Here is a 13,663-nt window from a genome sequence, read left to right as displayed (position 1 = left end):
CAAAGTTGCACGGACAAATTTTATATTAATTAAGCACCGATAATAATCTGGCTTGCTTTGATAACCGCAACTACATCATCGCCGGCTTTAAGGGCCAAGCTTTTGGTGGATTCGTTTGTGATGATAGCGCTTAGCTTATCTCCGCCTGCTATCTTGATGTCTATCTCCGAATTTACCGCACCCTCTTTTACGCTAACGACTTTACCTTTGATTTGATTAGTTGCGCTTAATTTAAGCTCATTTTCGCCTTTTGCGACAATTATGCTTGAGGCTTTAAATAGATAAACGACTTTTTTGCCAACTTTAAGATCAAGGGCTTTTTCAGACTCGACTGTAACTGTTGCTTTTACTATCTCTCCGCCTTGGAGTTTGCTTACGATAAGTGAATTTACAACACCTGTTTTTATTTCAGTGATTTCGGCTTGAAGTTGATTTCTTGCGCTAAATGACATGTTAAATCCTTTGTTTTTAGTTCGATTTTAAATCTTCGTGAAATCTTAACAGCCTAAACTTTGGCAAAACTTAAAATAAAATTATATAGAAAAATAATTTAATTTGATTTTTGATAATACTTTAAAAGCTTTGTAAATTCGCGATCTTATCACTAAAATGTTTAAAATAAATATTTCAAATTTAAAATTTAAATATAAATTCAGACAGCTAAATTCGGTTTAATTATATAAATTATTTCAAATTTGAGCTATTTAATGAGAAATTTGGCTCATTTAAAGATAGATTGACGGCTTTTGGAAGTCAAATTTAACTCCAAAGCCGTCAGTGTATATTAATTAAATAGGTAAAACCCTGATATTTTGGCTTAAATTTTCTTGTAGCACGTTTTCGATCGCATATAGCGTTCCACCCGAACCGCTTGCGCATCCCGAGCAAGCCCCAAGATATCGGATGTAGATATCGATAATTCCTTTGTCGTTTTTCTTGATATCAAGAATTTCCATATTTCCGCCGTCCATCATAAGCATAGGGCGAATTTCGGCATCTATAACCGCTTCAACCGCTTTAAGCTGACCTACTACCGTAAGTTCTTCAAATGCCAAATCGCTATCGTTTCCTGAAATTTTAGCATCCGCGATGGCTTTTAGCTTCTCAGCTTCCATTTGAGCCCTAGTTTCTGCTAGGATATCAATCAGATAATACTCTCTTTTTTCGTGTCCGCCCGGCTTAATGCAGGATTTACAAAATGCACCTGCTTTGGTGTATTGAGTTATCTCTTCGACCGTTTTTAAGTCATTCATTCTGATTACATCGCGAATCGTGCCAAGACTTATTCTGGCGCATTCGCACACTATGATCTCATCTTCAAAATCCTCGGGATTTACTCCCTTATAGCTTGCCGCAGCCGCCTTGATGACATCATAAGCCATTACCGAGCAGTGCATTTTTTGAGGTGGGACGGCAGGAGTTTCAGGATCGTCTCTCATCGCCTTTTCCACGTCTATATTTGTGATCTTTACCGCCTCATCGACCGTCTTTCCGATACAAAGCTCAGCCATAGTATCAGAGCTTGCTATAGCCGTTCCACAGCCGAAGCTTTTAAATTTCGCGTCCATGATGATATCTGTTTTTTCATCAACCAACCAATAAAGCCTCACTGCATCGCCGCAACTTTCTGCGCCAAAATCGGCGATTATAAGTTTACCGCCACGCTCTTTTGCTTCTTCTTCAGTTATTTGTCCCATATTGCGAGGGCTGTTCATTAGGTCTTGAACTTTTTGTGAGTATTCATCCCAAATCGAGCCGCCGATTAAATCGTGTTTTGCCATTTTATTCCTTTTGAGGCTTGTTTAGCAACTTGGCTAAATCAGCTCCTTCTTTTTAAATTTATAAATTTATTAAAGCCCGCTTACGTGCCAATCCGGCGTATAAGCAAACGTACTTGAAATCGCTCTTAATCTTTCAACGGCTTTTTTGATATGCACTATCGCGTAATCAATCTCTTCTTCGGTGTTAAATCTTGAAAGGGATAGCCTTAAAGCCGTATGTGCAAGCTCCTTGTCAGCACCGATCGCTTCCATTATAGGGTTGCTCTCAAGCGTTTCGCTCGCACAAGCAGAACCTGTAGAAGCAGCGATACCAGCTTGGTTTAAATCCCAAAGCATAGCTTCGCCTTCAACGCCTTTAACTGCGGCCAAAATAGTGTTTGGCAAGCGATGAGCCCTATCTCCCACAACTGAAATTTCAGGAATTTCAAGTAGAGCGTCTTCAAGTTTGTCTCTTAATTTTCTAACGTGTAAATTTTCAAATTCCATTAATTTGTTGCTATTTTCCAGCGCTTGCGCCATACCTACGATACCTGCTACGTCAAGCGTTCCGCTTCTTCTGCCACCCATATGCTCGCCTCCGTGAAGCAGGCTTGTAAGCGGCTGAGAATTTTTGATATAAAGACCACCGATACCTTTTGGACCGTGAAATTTGTGTGCTGAAAAACTCATAAAATCCATATTTATATCTTGCACGTCTATTTTTATCTTGCCGACCGTTTGTGTGGCATCGGTGTGAAAGAGCGCGCCGTATTCGTGCGCTATAGCCGCAAGCTCCTTAACCGGAAAAATTGTCCCTGTTTCGTTATTTGCCCACATTACGCTTACAAGTGCGGTCTTTTCATCTATCAAATTTCTTAAATCGTTTGGATCTAAAAGCCCGTTTTCATCAACAGGGATGTGGCTTACTCTTATGCCAAATTGCTTTAAAAATTCGCATGCCGCGCCAGTCGCCGGGTGTTCTACAGAACTGATTATGATATGATCTTTGTCTTTATTTAACATATGATCAAAAAATACGCCTTTTATAACCCAGTTATTACTCTCTGTCGCGCAACTTGTTACGATGATATCGTCTTTATCTCTGGCGTTAAAGGCCGTATAAAGCTGATCCATTGCGCGGCGCAAAGCAGGGTGAGTTTCGCTGCCAAATCTGTGAAGTGAGTTTGGGTTTCCATATTTTTCGCAATAAAACGGTTTCATAAGCTCAAAAGCTTCGGGATCAACCATCGTAGTTGCGTTGTTATCTAAATAAACTCTCAAATTTTTGCCTTTTAATTAGGATATATTTTATCCTTTTTTATTTTTTCAGGATATTATAACAAATTGCATAAAATTTAGTTTAAAATTTAGGCTTAATTTTTTCAAATTTGGGATGATTTTGATATTGAATTTATATTGAAATTCTTTATCAATTTATGAATTATTCGCAATTGAGTCACCAGCACGAATTATCTGAGATTTAGCGCTTTTAAAATTAATAATTTTTTTTAAGCTTTTAGGCTGGAATTTCTTAAATTTTATAGATATTTTATAATTTATCTCTTAAATTTTTAAAGATTTGTCCCATCAAAAGATTTTTCTCATTCGCTTTATTTTATTTATACGGCTTTTATGCTTTTTAAGAGTCATGAGCTTGTGTAAGCTTAAAGTATTTCAATATAAAATCACCATAGCTCGAATTTAACTTCTCTTAATGCGCAATTTTATTTGAGAAATTTATATTTTGTTGCTTTTAAACATAAAGTTTTGAGATATAAGATATATAAAATCATCTTGGATAAAACAGCTTTTCGTAAAAGCCGAGTCCATCTCCGCAGGCTTCACCGCTTTGAAACAGGAATTCGCCGTTTTTTTCATTTAAAAAAGCGCTATGATAGCTATTTACGATAGATGTGTTTGAGGCTACTTTTTTCTGGCTTTTGTTATCAACCACAACCACTCTCTTGCCGTCTATAAAATTTTGCATCAGAGGTAAAAATCCTATCTTTTCGGCAGTTACGTTAAAGTCAAACAGGCTATATCCGCTTAAAGGGATTATATTTTTATCTTCCGGATCGCAGGTTATTACGGTTATATTTTCTCTTTTTACAAATCCGATTCTAGCATGCTTGCCTGCTTTTTCACAAGAAAATTTAGCCTCGTTATATAACGCATAATCGGTAAATAAAAAGCTAGGATTTTCGTGTAGTTCAAACATAAAATTTTCAGCAGTTTTGCAGTAGCTAACGGTTAAAATTTTTGCGATTAGATAAAAACTCCAAGGGGTTAAAAGAGCTGTTGTCAGTATAAAAGAGCCTATAAATTTGCTCAAATTCATCTTTTTGATGGCAAATATGAAGATAAAAATGCAGATCAGAAGATAAAACGGATATATTATCAGCATCTTAATGCCTTAAATTTCACCGTATTTTTGTATAAATTTCATACCAAACTCCTTTTTGTCCCGCAAATTCGATTGATTTGTCGGTATTGTTTGGTTTAGCTTGCGCCACTATATATTAAATTCTTTGTAATGAGTATTATATTATAAATTTTTACATTTAGGATTTTGCTGCGTTATTATCGGACTTTTATGCATAAGCAGTGAGGCTATAAATTTGAAATTTATTCTGAAACGAGTCAAATTTTAAGCTTTGCTTGGTTTGGAAGTTATAAATTTGGTTTTAGTAGATTTGATAAAAACGAAATTAAAGTGTAAATTTTAAGCTAAGATTATAGCGCTGTTTTAGGCTTAATTTATCTCTTTTAGCATCTCTTGACTTCTTTCAAAGCTAAAGCCTTCATCTTCGTCTTGCTTAAGGAATTTATCGATGAATTCTCGCTTTGAGATCGCCGCATCAAGTTCTTTGTCGTTGCCTTTTTGGTAAGCTCCGATACGAAGCAAAATTTCATTTTCTTTTATAAGTGAATAAAATCTTTTAAATTTAGCCACGTTTGCCTTGTGTTCGGGCGTGATTAGATCGTTCATTACACGCGAAGCTGAATTTAGGATATTTATCGGCGGATAGATTCCAAAGTCCGTTAGTTCCCTGCTTAGCACGATGTGTCCGTCAAGTATGGAGCGGCTTTGATCGGCTATCGGATCGCTCATGTCATCGCCATCAACCAAAACCGTAAAAAATGCCGTGATAGAGCCTTTACCTTCTTCTTTTCCCGCCCGCTCCATTAGTTGCGGAAGTAGCGTAAGCACGGAAGGTGGATACCCCTTAGATGTAGGCGGCTCGCCAAGCGCTAGCCCTATCTCGCGCTGCGCCATGGCAAATCTTGTCACGCTATCCATGATAAACAGCACGTCTTTGCCTTGGTTTTTGAAGTATTCTGCCACACTCATAGCGCAAAATGCGCCGTATTTTCGCATAAGAGGACTATCATCACTCGTAGCTACCACAAGCACCGTACCGCTTAGATCTCCATGTAAGTTCTTTTCGATAAATTCAGGCACTTCGCGACCTCTTTCGCCAATGAGTGCTACTACTTTAACGGGAGCCTCGGAATTTTTTACGATCATGCCCATTAGAGTGCTTTTACCGACTCCGCTTCCTGCGAAAATTCCCAGCTTTTGCCCTTTGCCGCAAGTTAAAAGCGCGTCTATACTCTTAACTCCTACGCTAAAAATCTCATCTATAAGACCTCTTTTCATAGCGTCAATCGGCGCTTTCATGATGGGAGCAAAATCATCGGTATAAATAGCTCCCTTGCCGTCTTTAGGACTCATAAATGGATCCACTACGCGCCCAAGAAGCGCATCGCCGACAGGGATTTTCATGCCTTGATCGCTTAGATAGACAAGATCTCCTATCTTGTAGCCCTCGACAAATCCAAACGGCGATATAAAAGCTCCGTCTTGTTTGATCTCGGTAACCATGCCAAGACCTCTTTTGCTTTTGTCGCGTGCTACTATCTGGACGATATCGCCAATACTTGGACGAAGCCCTGAAATTTCAATAGTAGTTGATGAAATTTTATTTATCACTCCAAAGACGTTTGAAAGGGATAAATTTGAGTTTAGCTTGGATTTTAGACGCTGTAAACTCACTAGAATCTCACTTCTTTTGGCGAATTTATAAGAGCGAAAAACTCTCTTCTGGTATCTGCGTTTTTGATAAAAATTCCTCTTAATGCCGAAGTCGTGGTGGTTGAGTTTATCTTTTCAACTCCTCTCATCTCCACGCACATATGCCTTGCTTCTATCACCACGCCAACGCCTTTTGGTTTTATAACTTCTTGAATCGCGCTTGCGATCTGTTCGGTCATCTGCTCTTGAATTTGAAGCCTTCTTGCAAAGATATTTACCATGCGAGGAAGTTTGCTAAGCCCCACAACCTTGCCGTCTGGTATATACGCCACATGAACGCGCCCGATTATAGGAAGCAGATGATGCTCGCAAAGGCTATAAAATTCAATATCCCTCATCAAAACCATTTCGTTGTTTGAACTTTCAAAAAGCGCATCGTTTAGCACCTCTTTTGGATCTTGTTCATAGCCTTGAGTTAGAAATTTAAACGCTTTAAAAACTCTTTCGGGAGTTTTGATAAGACCTTCTCTATTTACGTCCTCGCCGATTATCTCAAGCATGTTTTTAACCGAATTTTCAAAGCTAATTTTTTGCTGATTTTCTTGCATTTTTGATTTCCTTAAAATTTAGCCACATTTTACATTAAAGCGCCTTTTGCATTGATAAATTTCAAATTTATACAACTAATAAGGAAAAATTTGATATATTGATTAGAAAATTTTTATTTTTAAAAGGAAATAAATGGAACTCAAAACCAAAGTTATAGACACTGCCAACGCTTCGGTAACGGCTAAAATCTCAAGCGAAGAGATAAAATCAAAGCTTGAAAATCTTGCTAAAAAAGCAGCTAAAAATATGAAAATGGAAGGCTTTAGAGTCGGTAAAGTGCCTGTAAATTTAGTCTTAAAAAGATACGAAAAAGAGCTAACCAGCGATGCGGAACAAGACGCTTTAAAAGAGCTTATAGATGCCGCTTTAAAAGAGCTTAATAGAAAAACAGATGAGGTTATCGGCGAGCCGATGTTTATAAAATTCGAAAGAGAAGAGGGCGCTATTGATACCGAGATAGAAATTTCATTTAAACCTGTCGTAAATTTGGACGGATACGAAGATCTTATACCTGAATTTTCAACTCCTCGCGTTATGAAAAAAGAGATTGACGAGAAAAAAGACGAGCTTTTAAAGATGGTAGCTCCGCTTGAGAAAATTGATAAGAAAAAGCTAGAAAAAGGCGACTTTGCTAAATTTGATTTTGAAGGTTTCGTAGACGGCGTTGCGTTTGACGGCGGCAAGGCTGAAGGATATGTGCTTGAGATAGGCTCAGGTCAGTTTATACCGGGCTTTGAAGATGGAATGATCGGTCTAAAAGTCGGTGAAGAAAAAGATGTAGAAGTAACATTTCCTGCCGAGTACGGTGCACCAAATTTGGCAGGCAAAGCGGCTGTGTTTAAAGTAAAACTGCATGAAATTCAAGGCAAAAATATAGCAAAAGAGATAGACGCAGAGCTGTTAAAACAACTTATGCCAAATGAAGAAAACGCTAGCGTTGAGCTTCTTGAAGAGAGAATCAAAGATCAAATCAGAGCCGACAAGCAGTATAAGCTGGTAAATGAAGAGCTTAAGCCGAAATTTGCAGAAGCCATAGTCGAAAAGTATAAATTTGATATACCAAAAAACATCGTAGAGCAAGAGATAGATATGCAATTCCGCGGTGCATGGAACGGCTTTAGCGAAGATGAGATGAAGAGCTTCAGAGACGATAAAGACGCTCTAACTAAAAAGCGTGAGACATTCCGCGAAGATGCGCAAAAGAGCGTGAAACTAACGTTTATCATAGATGAGCTTGCCAGAAGAAGAAATGTAGCCGTGAGCGATCAAGAGCTTATCCAAGCTGTTTATTTTGAGGCTTACAGATCGGGACTTGATCCGAAACAACACCTTGAAAACTACAAAAATCAAGGAGTTTTACCGGCTATAAAAATGTCGATGATAGAAGAAAAGCTATTTAACGAGATGTTTGACAAAAAAGAAGAAAAAGCTGAAAAAGAGTCTAAAAAAGCAGCCAAAGAAAAAGACGAGCCAAAGGCTGAGAAAAAGACAGCAAAAAAGGCAGATAAATGAGCTATTACGTCCCATACGTAATCGAGCGAACAAGCAAGGGCGAGAGAAGTTATGATATATATTCTCGCCTATTAAAAGATCGTATCGTAATGCTAAGCGGAGAGATAGAAGACGGCATCGCATCTTCTATCGTGGCTCAAATGCTGTTTTTAGAGGCCGAAGATCCAGATAAAGATATCTACCTATACATAAATAGCCCCGGCGGAGTTATCACAAGCGGTTTTAGTATATATGATACGATGAACTACATAAAGCCCGATGTTTGCACGATCTGCATAGGTCAAGCCGCGTCTATGGGGGCTTTTTTGCTAAGTTGCGGAACTCCCGGAAAAAGATATGCGCTTCCAAATTCTCGCATCATGATACACCAGCCCTTAGGCGGTGCTAGAGGTCAAGCTACGGATATAGAAATTCAAGCTAAAGAAATTTTGCGCATGAAGGAAATTCTAAACTCTATCTTAGCTAAAAACACGGGTCAAAAATTAAGCAAAATAGCAAAAGATACCGATAGGGACTTTTTCATGAGTTCGTTTGAAGCCAAAGAGTATGGGCTAATCGATAAAGTTTTGGAGAAAAGCTTTAAGTAACGAGGTTAAATTTGATTAAAGTTAATAAAAAAAAGGCTGAAAATACCGTAACCATCAAGGAAAAAGATCAAGGCGAGTTTAATATCTATGATTTTTCCGAAGATATCATCAAAGAGCTAAACGAAGAGAATATCCCTTCCATTCCTAAAAATTATTCGATCTTTTTTGAAAAGATGCTTGAAAAAAAGCCCGATGAATTTAAAAAAAAGATGGGCGAGATTATAGAGATTGAAGACGAGATAGGCAGGATCGAAGACGATAGACAAATTTACATCGAGCGAGAGATCAAGCAGAGCTTTGCTCAGATAAAGAGCATGCTTCAAGCCGTTGCACTTATCTATAAAAATTTAGGCATCATGAAAACTATCATTAAAAAACGCTCCGATAGCCTTGAATCAAATGCGAATTTGCTCACCGTGCAAAATGTATTTAGCGCTTTTAACGAGGACTTAGATAAGCTAAATACCCTTATGAACAAGCATATAGACGTTATCAAAACGAACTATGAAGAGATAAGCAGGGTTTTTAAGGTAGTTGAAGAGCAGTCAATTTATGATCCTCAATTTGATCTTTATAACAAGAAATTTTTCCTAAAAACCATGACTTCAGAGATGAAGTATGTCAAAAAATACGGCTATAACTCATCTTTCATGCTTGTAAAACCAAAAGATAGCGCCGTTGATATGCTTGGAGTTAGAGATAAGCAAATAGTGCTAAAAAATATCTCAAGATTTTTGCTAAAAACTTCAAGAAGAAGCGATATATTAGCTCACTATGGAGATGGAATTTTTGCCATGCTTATGAAGCATACAGATATAGAGGGCGCGAAAAAGGCTTGCGAACGGATTGCCGATATGTTTTATGCGGCTACGTTTTTAATAAGCGACGAGGAATTTGAAATCGATATGGAGATAGCCGTTTGTGATCTAAATACTACAAAAACGGTCGAAGAAGTGCTTTCTCAAACTCTTGACAGCCTTATAAAAAGTGGCAGAAGCCTTGAAAAATACGTAATCGTAGAGAGTAAATAATGGTACTTGAAATTTTAACTTATCCCGATAAAAGGCTATATCAAAGATCGATTGAGGTGAGCGAGTTTGATGAAAATTTGCATAAATTTTTAGACGATATGTATGATACGATGATAGCCAAAAACGGAATTGGGTTGGCGGCGATTCAGGTAAAAAATCCTATTCGTGTACTCATTATAAATTTAGTAAATGAAGAAACTGAAATTCAAGAGAGAGCCGACCTGCTTGAGATAATAAATCCGAAAATATTGCGTAAAGAGGGCGAGCAAATTTTCCAAGAAGGCTGCCTTAGCGTGCCCGGATTTTACGAGGAAGTAAAGCGTGCCGAAAAGATAACTCTAGGATATCAAAATAGGCACGGCAAAGAGTGTGAGCTTGAAGCGGATGGGCTTTTAGCCGTAGCTATTCAGCACGAGATGGATCATCTTGACGGACATCTGTTTATAGAAAAGATCGGTTACAATAAACGAAAAAAATTTGATAAAGAGTATAAGAAGCTTCGAGATAAAAATCTATGAAATCGCTAAAGTGCGCGACTTACACCGACGGGCTGAGGATCGTTGATGTTGAATCAACCTTTAACAGAGGTCTTCCCGCACTTAGCATCGTAGGGCTTGCAGGCACGAGCATAAAAGAGAGTGAAGCAAGGGTTAAATCAGCCCTTCTTGCTCAGAATTTCTCTTTTCCCGCACAAAAAATCATCATAAATCTCTCTCCTTCGGATATGCCAAAGACGGGAAGCCATTTTGATCTGCCTATCGCGCTTTTGATAGCTTTACAAAAAGAAGTCGTAAATTTTGGCGAATTTTTCGTATTTGGCGAGCTTGGACTTGACGGAAGCGTTAAGAGTACGACAACTCTTTTTTCTATACTGCTATTTCTAAGCGCAAGTGTTAAAAAGGCTAAAGTTTTAGTTCCAAAAGAGATAGCAAATAGCGCAGGCATGATACCAAATTTGGAAATTTACGCTGTAAATAGGCTTGATGAAGCGATCAAATTTTTTCTTGATGACGAATTTAAGAAGCAGTGTTTAGTAAAAGATACTCATCCTTTATTTGCAAATTTGACTCAAATTTGCGGTAAAAATTATGTTATAAACTCAAAATTTGATCTTGATTTTAAGGATATCAAAGGCCAGGCTAGAGCCAAAAGAGCCTGCCTTATAGCAGCTTGCGGTATGCACAATATCATCTTTGAAGGAAGCCCGGGTTGTGGCAAAAGCATGAGCGCAAAACGCTTAAGATATATCCTTCCGCCTCAAAATTTAGATGAAATTTTACTCAGTGCGGCATACTCGTCGCTAAATTTGCAAGATCATGAGTTTAGCGCGCTTAGAGCTTTTAGAAGCCCGCATCATACATCGACTAAAAGCTCTATCTTTGGAGGCGGAACGGCAAGCGCAAGGATAGGCGAGGTCGCTCTTGCAAACGGCGGAATTTTGTTTTTTGACGAGCTTCCCCACTTCGGTAAGCAAATTTTAGAAAGCCTTCGAGAGCCGCTTGAAGATAACCAAATTCACATCTCAAGAGTAAATTCCAAGATAACTTACAAGACGAAATTTATGTTTGTGGGTGCCATGAACCCATGCCCGTGTGGAAATTTGCTCTCAAAGCAGTTAAACTGCAGATGTTTAGAAACCGATATCAAGCGATACAAGGCTAAAATTTCCGAGCCTCTTTTGGATAGGATCGACCTGCACGTGCTTATGGACGAGGTTGCAAGTAGCGATAAGAGCGATGTCGCGAGTGCCGATATGCAGCGTGAAGTCTTGCGGGTTTTTGAGGCGCAGATGAAGCGAGGTCAAAGCGAGCTAAACGGCAAGTTAAGCGATGAGGAGATAGCTAAATTTTGCATTTGCGATAGTGAAGCTAAAAGCGTGCTGGATATGTCTGTCGGGCGATTTGCTCTTACTCAAAGAGGCATAAATAAAACTCTAAAAGTAGCTCGCACGATTGCCGATCTTGACGGCTCTGAAGTGATAAAAAAGTCGCATATCTTAGAGGCTTTAAGCTTCCGCGTAAGGAGCGAGGCATGAAAAAACTGTTTTTAAATACTTCCAAACTCGATGAAACGGCTTGCTTAAAATTTGGCTTAACAAGCGAAATTTTGATGGAAAATGCCGCAAATGCTCTTGCAAAACATGTGCGCAAGAGAGTTAAAAAGGGCGCAAAAATTTTAGGAGTTTGCGGTAGCGGAAATAACGCTGCAGACGTAGCAGCCGCTCTTAGAATGTTAAGCGGCGAGTATGAGTGCGAGCTTTTTTTAGCGTTTGATAAGCAAAACGAGACGCTTAAAACTCAGCTTGACAGAGCATTTAAGCTTGGAGTTAAACCCGTTAAAAAAATAGGCAAATATAAATGCATTATCGACGGGATTTTTGGCTCTGGACTTAATCGAAATTTGGATAAAAAGACGATAAATCTTATAAATTCTTTAAACGAAATAAAAGCTTACAAGATAGCATGCGATATCCCAAGCGGGCTTAATGAGCTTGGAAATAGTTGCGGCGCCGTTTTTAAATCCGATATAACTATAACTATGGGAGCTGCTAAAATCGGACTTTATTCTGATTTTGCTAAAGATTTTACAGGCAAGATAAAAGTGGCTGATTTGGGGCTTGCAGCTAGTAAATTTGAAGGAGCAACCGATACTTTCAGGCTTTTAAAAAGCGATATGAATTTGCCTTTTAGAATTAAAGCTAACACTAACAAGAGTGAATTCGGGCATGTTTTTATAGTTAGCGGTGAGCTTAGCGGAGCTGCTCAAATAGCCGGCAAATCGGCTTTAGCTATGGGAGCAGGGCTTGTTAGTATCGTTAGTGAGTCTAAGAATTTGATAACCGATCCGCTTTTGATGAATGTAAGCTCAATAACTGAAAAAATGGCTTATGGAGCTCTTGGAATGGGGCTTGGAAAGCTTGATGAGACTAAAAAAATAGAGCTTTTTAACACGCTTAAAAACAAAAAGGCGTTGGTGCTTGATGCTGATATGTGCTACGAAGAGCTTACTATAGAGCTTTTAAAATCAAAAAAAGAGATAGTGATAACTCCTCATCCAAAGGAATTTTGTTCGCTTTTAGAGCTTGGCGGATTTGGCAAATTTAGTGTGCAAGAGGTGCAAGAAAATCGATTTGAAATTGCCAGAATGTGGAGCAAAAAATTTCCAAATGTGTTAGTTTTAAAAGGCGCTAACACCATAATTGCTTTTGAGGGGAAAATTTACCTGATGCCTTATGGAAGCGCAGCTCTTGCAAAAGCGGGAAGCGGAGACGCACTAAGTGGCATAATCATCTCTTTACTCGCTCAAGGCTACACTACGCTTGATGCGGCTATAAGCGGTACTTTGGCACATGCTTTAAGCGTGCGAAAATCAAAGCGAAACAACTACTCGATAACTCCTAAAGATATCATAAAAGGGCTTAAATGGTTACGAAAAAAATAGCGGTTTTATTTAGCGGAAGCGGTTCAAATTTAGAAGCTATCCTTCAAAGAGTTCATAATAAAATTTTTAATGACATCAAAATCCAAGCCGCGCTAACAATCACAAACAAAGCTAACGCTTACGGTATAGAGCGAGCTCGTAAATACGGGCTTGAAAGCGTGATTATAGAACATACGAAATTTAGTTCGCGCGAGGAATTTGATGCAGCGTTAGTTAGTGAGATTAAAAAGCATGATATTGATTTAACGGTTCTTGCGGGATTTATGAGGATTTTAACCCCTATTTTTACGACTAACGTAAAAGCCATCAACCTTCATCCCTCGCTTTTACCGCTTTTTAAAGGGGCTCATGCTATCAAGGAGAGCTTTGAAAGCGAGATGTTAGTAGGGGGCGTTAGCGTGCATTATGTAAATGAAGAGCTTGACGGCGGGAAGCTCATAATGCAAAGAGCTTTTGAGAAAACAGATGGTATGAGTCTTGAAGAATTTGAGGCAAAAATCCACGCCATAGAGCATGAAATTTTGCCTGAAAGCATAGTAAAAATTCTTTGTAAATAATATAGTAGTATTTAATTTTATTCGATTGAATAGATAAAGGATCAATTATGAAGATAAAGCTAAAGAATATAGGAATGCTCAATGAAGCAGAATTTTAAGTAGGAAGTTTAACTATAATTTGTGGCGAAAA

At 38.4% G+C, this 13,663-nt stretch carries 13 protein-coding genes; 7 read left to right on the top strand and 6 right to left on the bottom strand.

Annotated features, from left to right (window positions below; genetic code table 11):
- Positions 1-29: 29 nt before the first annotated feature.
- From CORI_RS09405 to folE, 6 genes are all read right to left on the bottom strand, one after another.
- On the bottom strand, positions 30-452 hold the full coding sequence (locus CORI_RS09405) for a molybdopterin-binding protein (protein WP_173031757.1): 423 nt from the start codon (positions 450-452) through the stop codon (positions 30-32).
- A 336-nt stretch (positions 453-788) separates the two neighbouring features.
- Positions 789-1,781 (bottom strand): iron-sulfur cluster assembly scaffold protein, encoded by a 993-nt coding sequence (locus tag CORI_RS09400; RefSeq protein ID WP_170018755.1) that lies wholly within the window; start codon positions 1,779-1,781, stop codon positions 789-791.
- A gap of 69 nt (positions 1,782-1,850) precedes the next feature.
- A complete protein-coding gene (locus CORI_RS09395) occupies positions 1,851-3,041 on the bottom strand; it encodes a NifS family cysteine desulfurase (protein ID WP_169943018.1) in 1,191 nt (396 codons plus the stop codon).
- A gap of 508 nt (positions 3,042-3,549) precedes the next feature.
- Positions 3,550-4,164, bottom strand: coding sequence for a hypothetical protein (locus CORI_RS09390; protein WP_173031756.1), 615 nt, complete (start codon positions 4,162-4,164; stop codon positions 3,550-3,552).
- 348 nt (positions 4,165-4,512) lie between these two features.
- On the bottom strand, positions 4,513-5,817 hold the full coding sequence (gene fliI / locus CORI_RS09385) for a flagellar protein export ATPase FliI (protein WP_172197314.1): 1,305 nt from the start codon (positions 5,815-5,817) through the stop codon (positions 4,513-4,515).
- The gene (folE, locus tag CORI_RS09380; RefSeq protein ID WP_169976409.1) at positions 5,817-6,404 is read right to left on the bottom strand and encodes a GTP cyclohydrolase I FolE; all 588 of its coding nucleotides are present in this window, start codon (positions 6,402-6,404) and stop codon (positions 5,817-5,819) included. Before folE ends, fliI begins: the two co-directional genes overlap by 1 nt.
- 133 nt (positions 6,405-6,537) lie before the next feature.
- Here folE and tig point away from each other — a divergent pair, with 133 nt between their 5' ends.
- The 7 genes from tig to purN are packed head-to-tail and all read left to right on the top strand — an operon-like array spanning position 6,538 to position 13,533.
- Positions 6,538-7,917, top strand: coding sequence for a trigger factor (gene tig, locus CORI_RS09375; RefSeq protein ID WP_173031755.1), 1,380 nt, complete (start codon positions 6,538-6,540; stop codon positions 7,915-7,917).
- The gene (gene clpP, locus CORI_RS09370; RefSeq protein WP_169943013.1) at positions 7,914-8,504 is read left to right on the top strand and encodes an ATP-dependent Clp endopeptidase proteolytic subunit ClpP; all 591 of its coding nucleotides are present in this window, start codon (positions 7,914-7,916) and stop codon (positions 8,502-8,504) included. The genes tig and clpP overlap by 4 nt, the downstream gene beginning before the upstream one ends.
- 11 nt (positions 8,505-8,515) lie before the next feature.
- Entirely contained in the window at positions 8,516-9,535 is a 1,020-nt protein-coding gene (locus CORI_RS09365; RefSeq protein WP_172197320.1) for a diguanylate cyclase, read from the top strand.
- On the top strand, positions 9,535-10,053 hold the full coding sequence (def, locus tag CORI_RS09360) for a peptide deformylase (RefSeq protein WP_172197323.1): 519 nt from the start codon (positions 9,535-9,537) through the stop codon (positions 10,051-10,053). The genes CORI_RS09365 and def overlap by 1 nt, the downstream gene beginning before the upstream one ends.
- A complete protein-coding gene (locus CORI_RS09355; RefSeq protein ID WP_173031754.1) occupies positions 10,050-11,570 on the top strand; it encodes a YifB family Mg chelatase-like AAA ATPase in 1,521 nt (506 codons plus the stop codon). The genes def and CORI_RS09355 overlap by 4 nt, the downstream gene beginning before the upstream one ends.
- Complete coding sequence (locus CORI_RS09350) at positions 11,567-12,976, top strand: NAD(P)H-hydrate dehydratase (RefSeq protein WP_173031753.1); 1,410 nt, start codon at positions 11,567-11,569, stop codon at positions 12,974-12,976. The genes CORI_RS09355 and CORI_RS09350 overlap by 4 nt, the downstream gene beginning before the upstream one ends.
- Positions 12,958-13,533 carry a phosphoribosylglycinamide formyltransferase gene (gene purN / locus CORI_RS09345; RefSeq protein WP_173031752.1) on the top strand — a complete coding sequence of 192 codons (576 nt, stop codon included), beginning with the start codon at positions 12,958-12,960 and terminating at the stop codon, positions 13,531-13,533. Before CORI_RS09350 ends, purN begins: the two co-directional genes overlap by 19 nt.
- The last annotated feature ends 130 nt before the right edge of the window (positions 13,534-13,663 follow it).

Origin of the sequence: Campylobacter sp. CCUG 57310, assembly GCF_013201975.1 — a bacterium.
Classification (GTDB): Bacteria; Campylobacterota; Campylobacteria; order Campylobacterales; family Campylobacteraceae; genus Campylobacter_A; species Campylobacter_A canis.
This window is presented reverse-complemented; position numbering and strand designations above follow the sequence as displayed.

Bases quoted from the DNA above. Each gene is read 5' to 3' on its own strand.
- CORI_RS09405 (WP_173031757.1), bottom strand. From the start codon at position 452: ATGTCATTTAGCGCAAGAAATCAACTTCAAGCCGAAATCACTGAAATA.
- CORI_RS09400 (WP_170018755.1), bottom strand. From the start codon at position 1,781: ATGGCAAAACACGATTTAATCGGCGGCTCGATTTGGGATGAATACTCA.
- CORI_RS09390 (WP_173031756.1), bottom strand. From the start codon at position 4,164: ATGCTGATAATATATCCGTTTTATCTTCTGATCTGCATTTTTATCTTC.
- folE (WP_169976409.1), bottom strand. From the start codon at position 6,404: ATGCAAGAAAATCAGCAAAAAATTAGCTTTGAAAATTCGGTTAAAAAC.
- tig (WP_173031755.1), top strand. From the start codon at position 6,538: ATGGAACTCAAAACCAAAGTTATAGACACTGCCAACGCTTCGGTAACG.
- clpP (WP_169943013.1), top strand. From the start codon at position 7,914: ATGAGCTATTACGTCCCATACGTAATCGAGCGAACAAGCAAGGGCGAG.
- def (WP_172197323.1), top strand. From the start codon at position 9,535: ATGGTACTTGAAATTTTAACTTATCCCGATAAAAGGCTATATCAAAGA.
- CORI_RS09355 (WP_173031754.1), top strand. From the start codon at position 10,050: ATGAAATCGCTAAAGTGCGCGACTTACACCGACGGGCTGAGGATCGTT.
- CORI_RS09350 (WP_173031753.1), top strand. From the start codon at position 11,567: ATGAAAAAACTGTTTTTAAATACTTCCAAACTCGATGAAACGGCTTGC.
- purN (WP_173031752.1), top strand. From the start codon at position 12,958: ATGGTTACGAAAAAAATAGCGGTTTTATTTAGCGGAAGCGGTTCAAAT.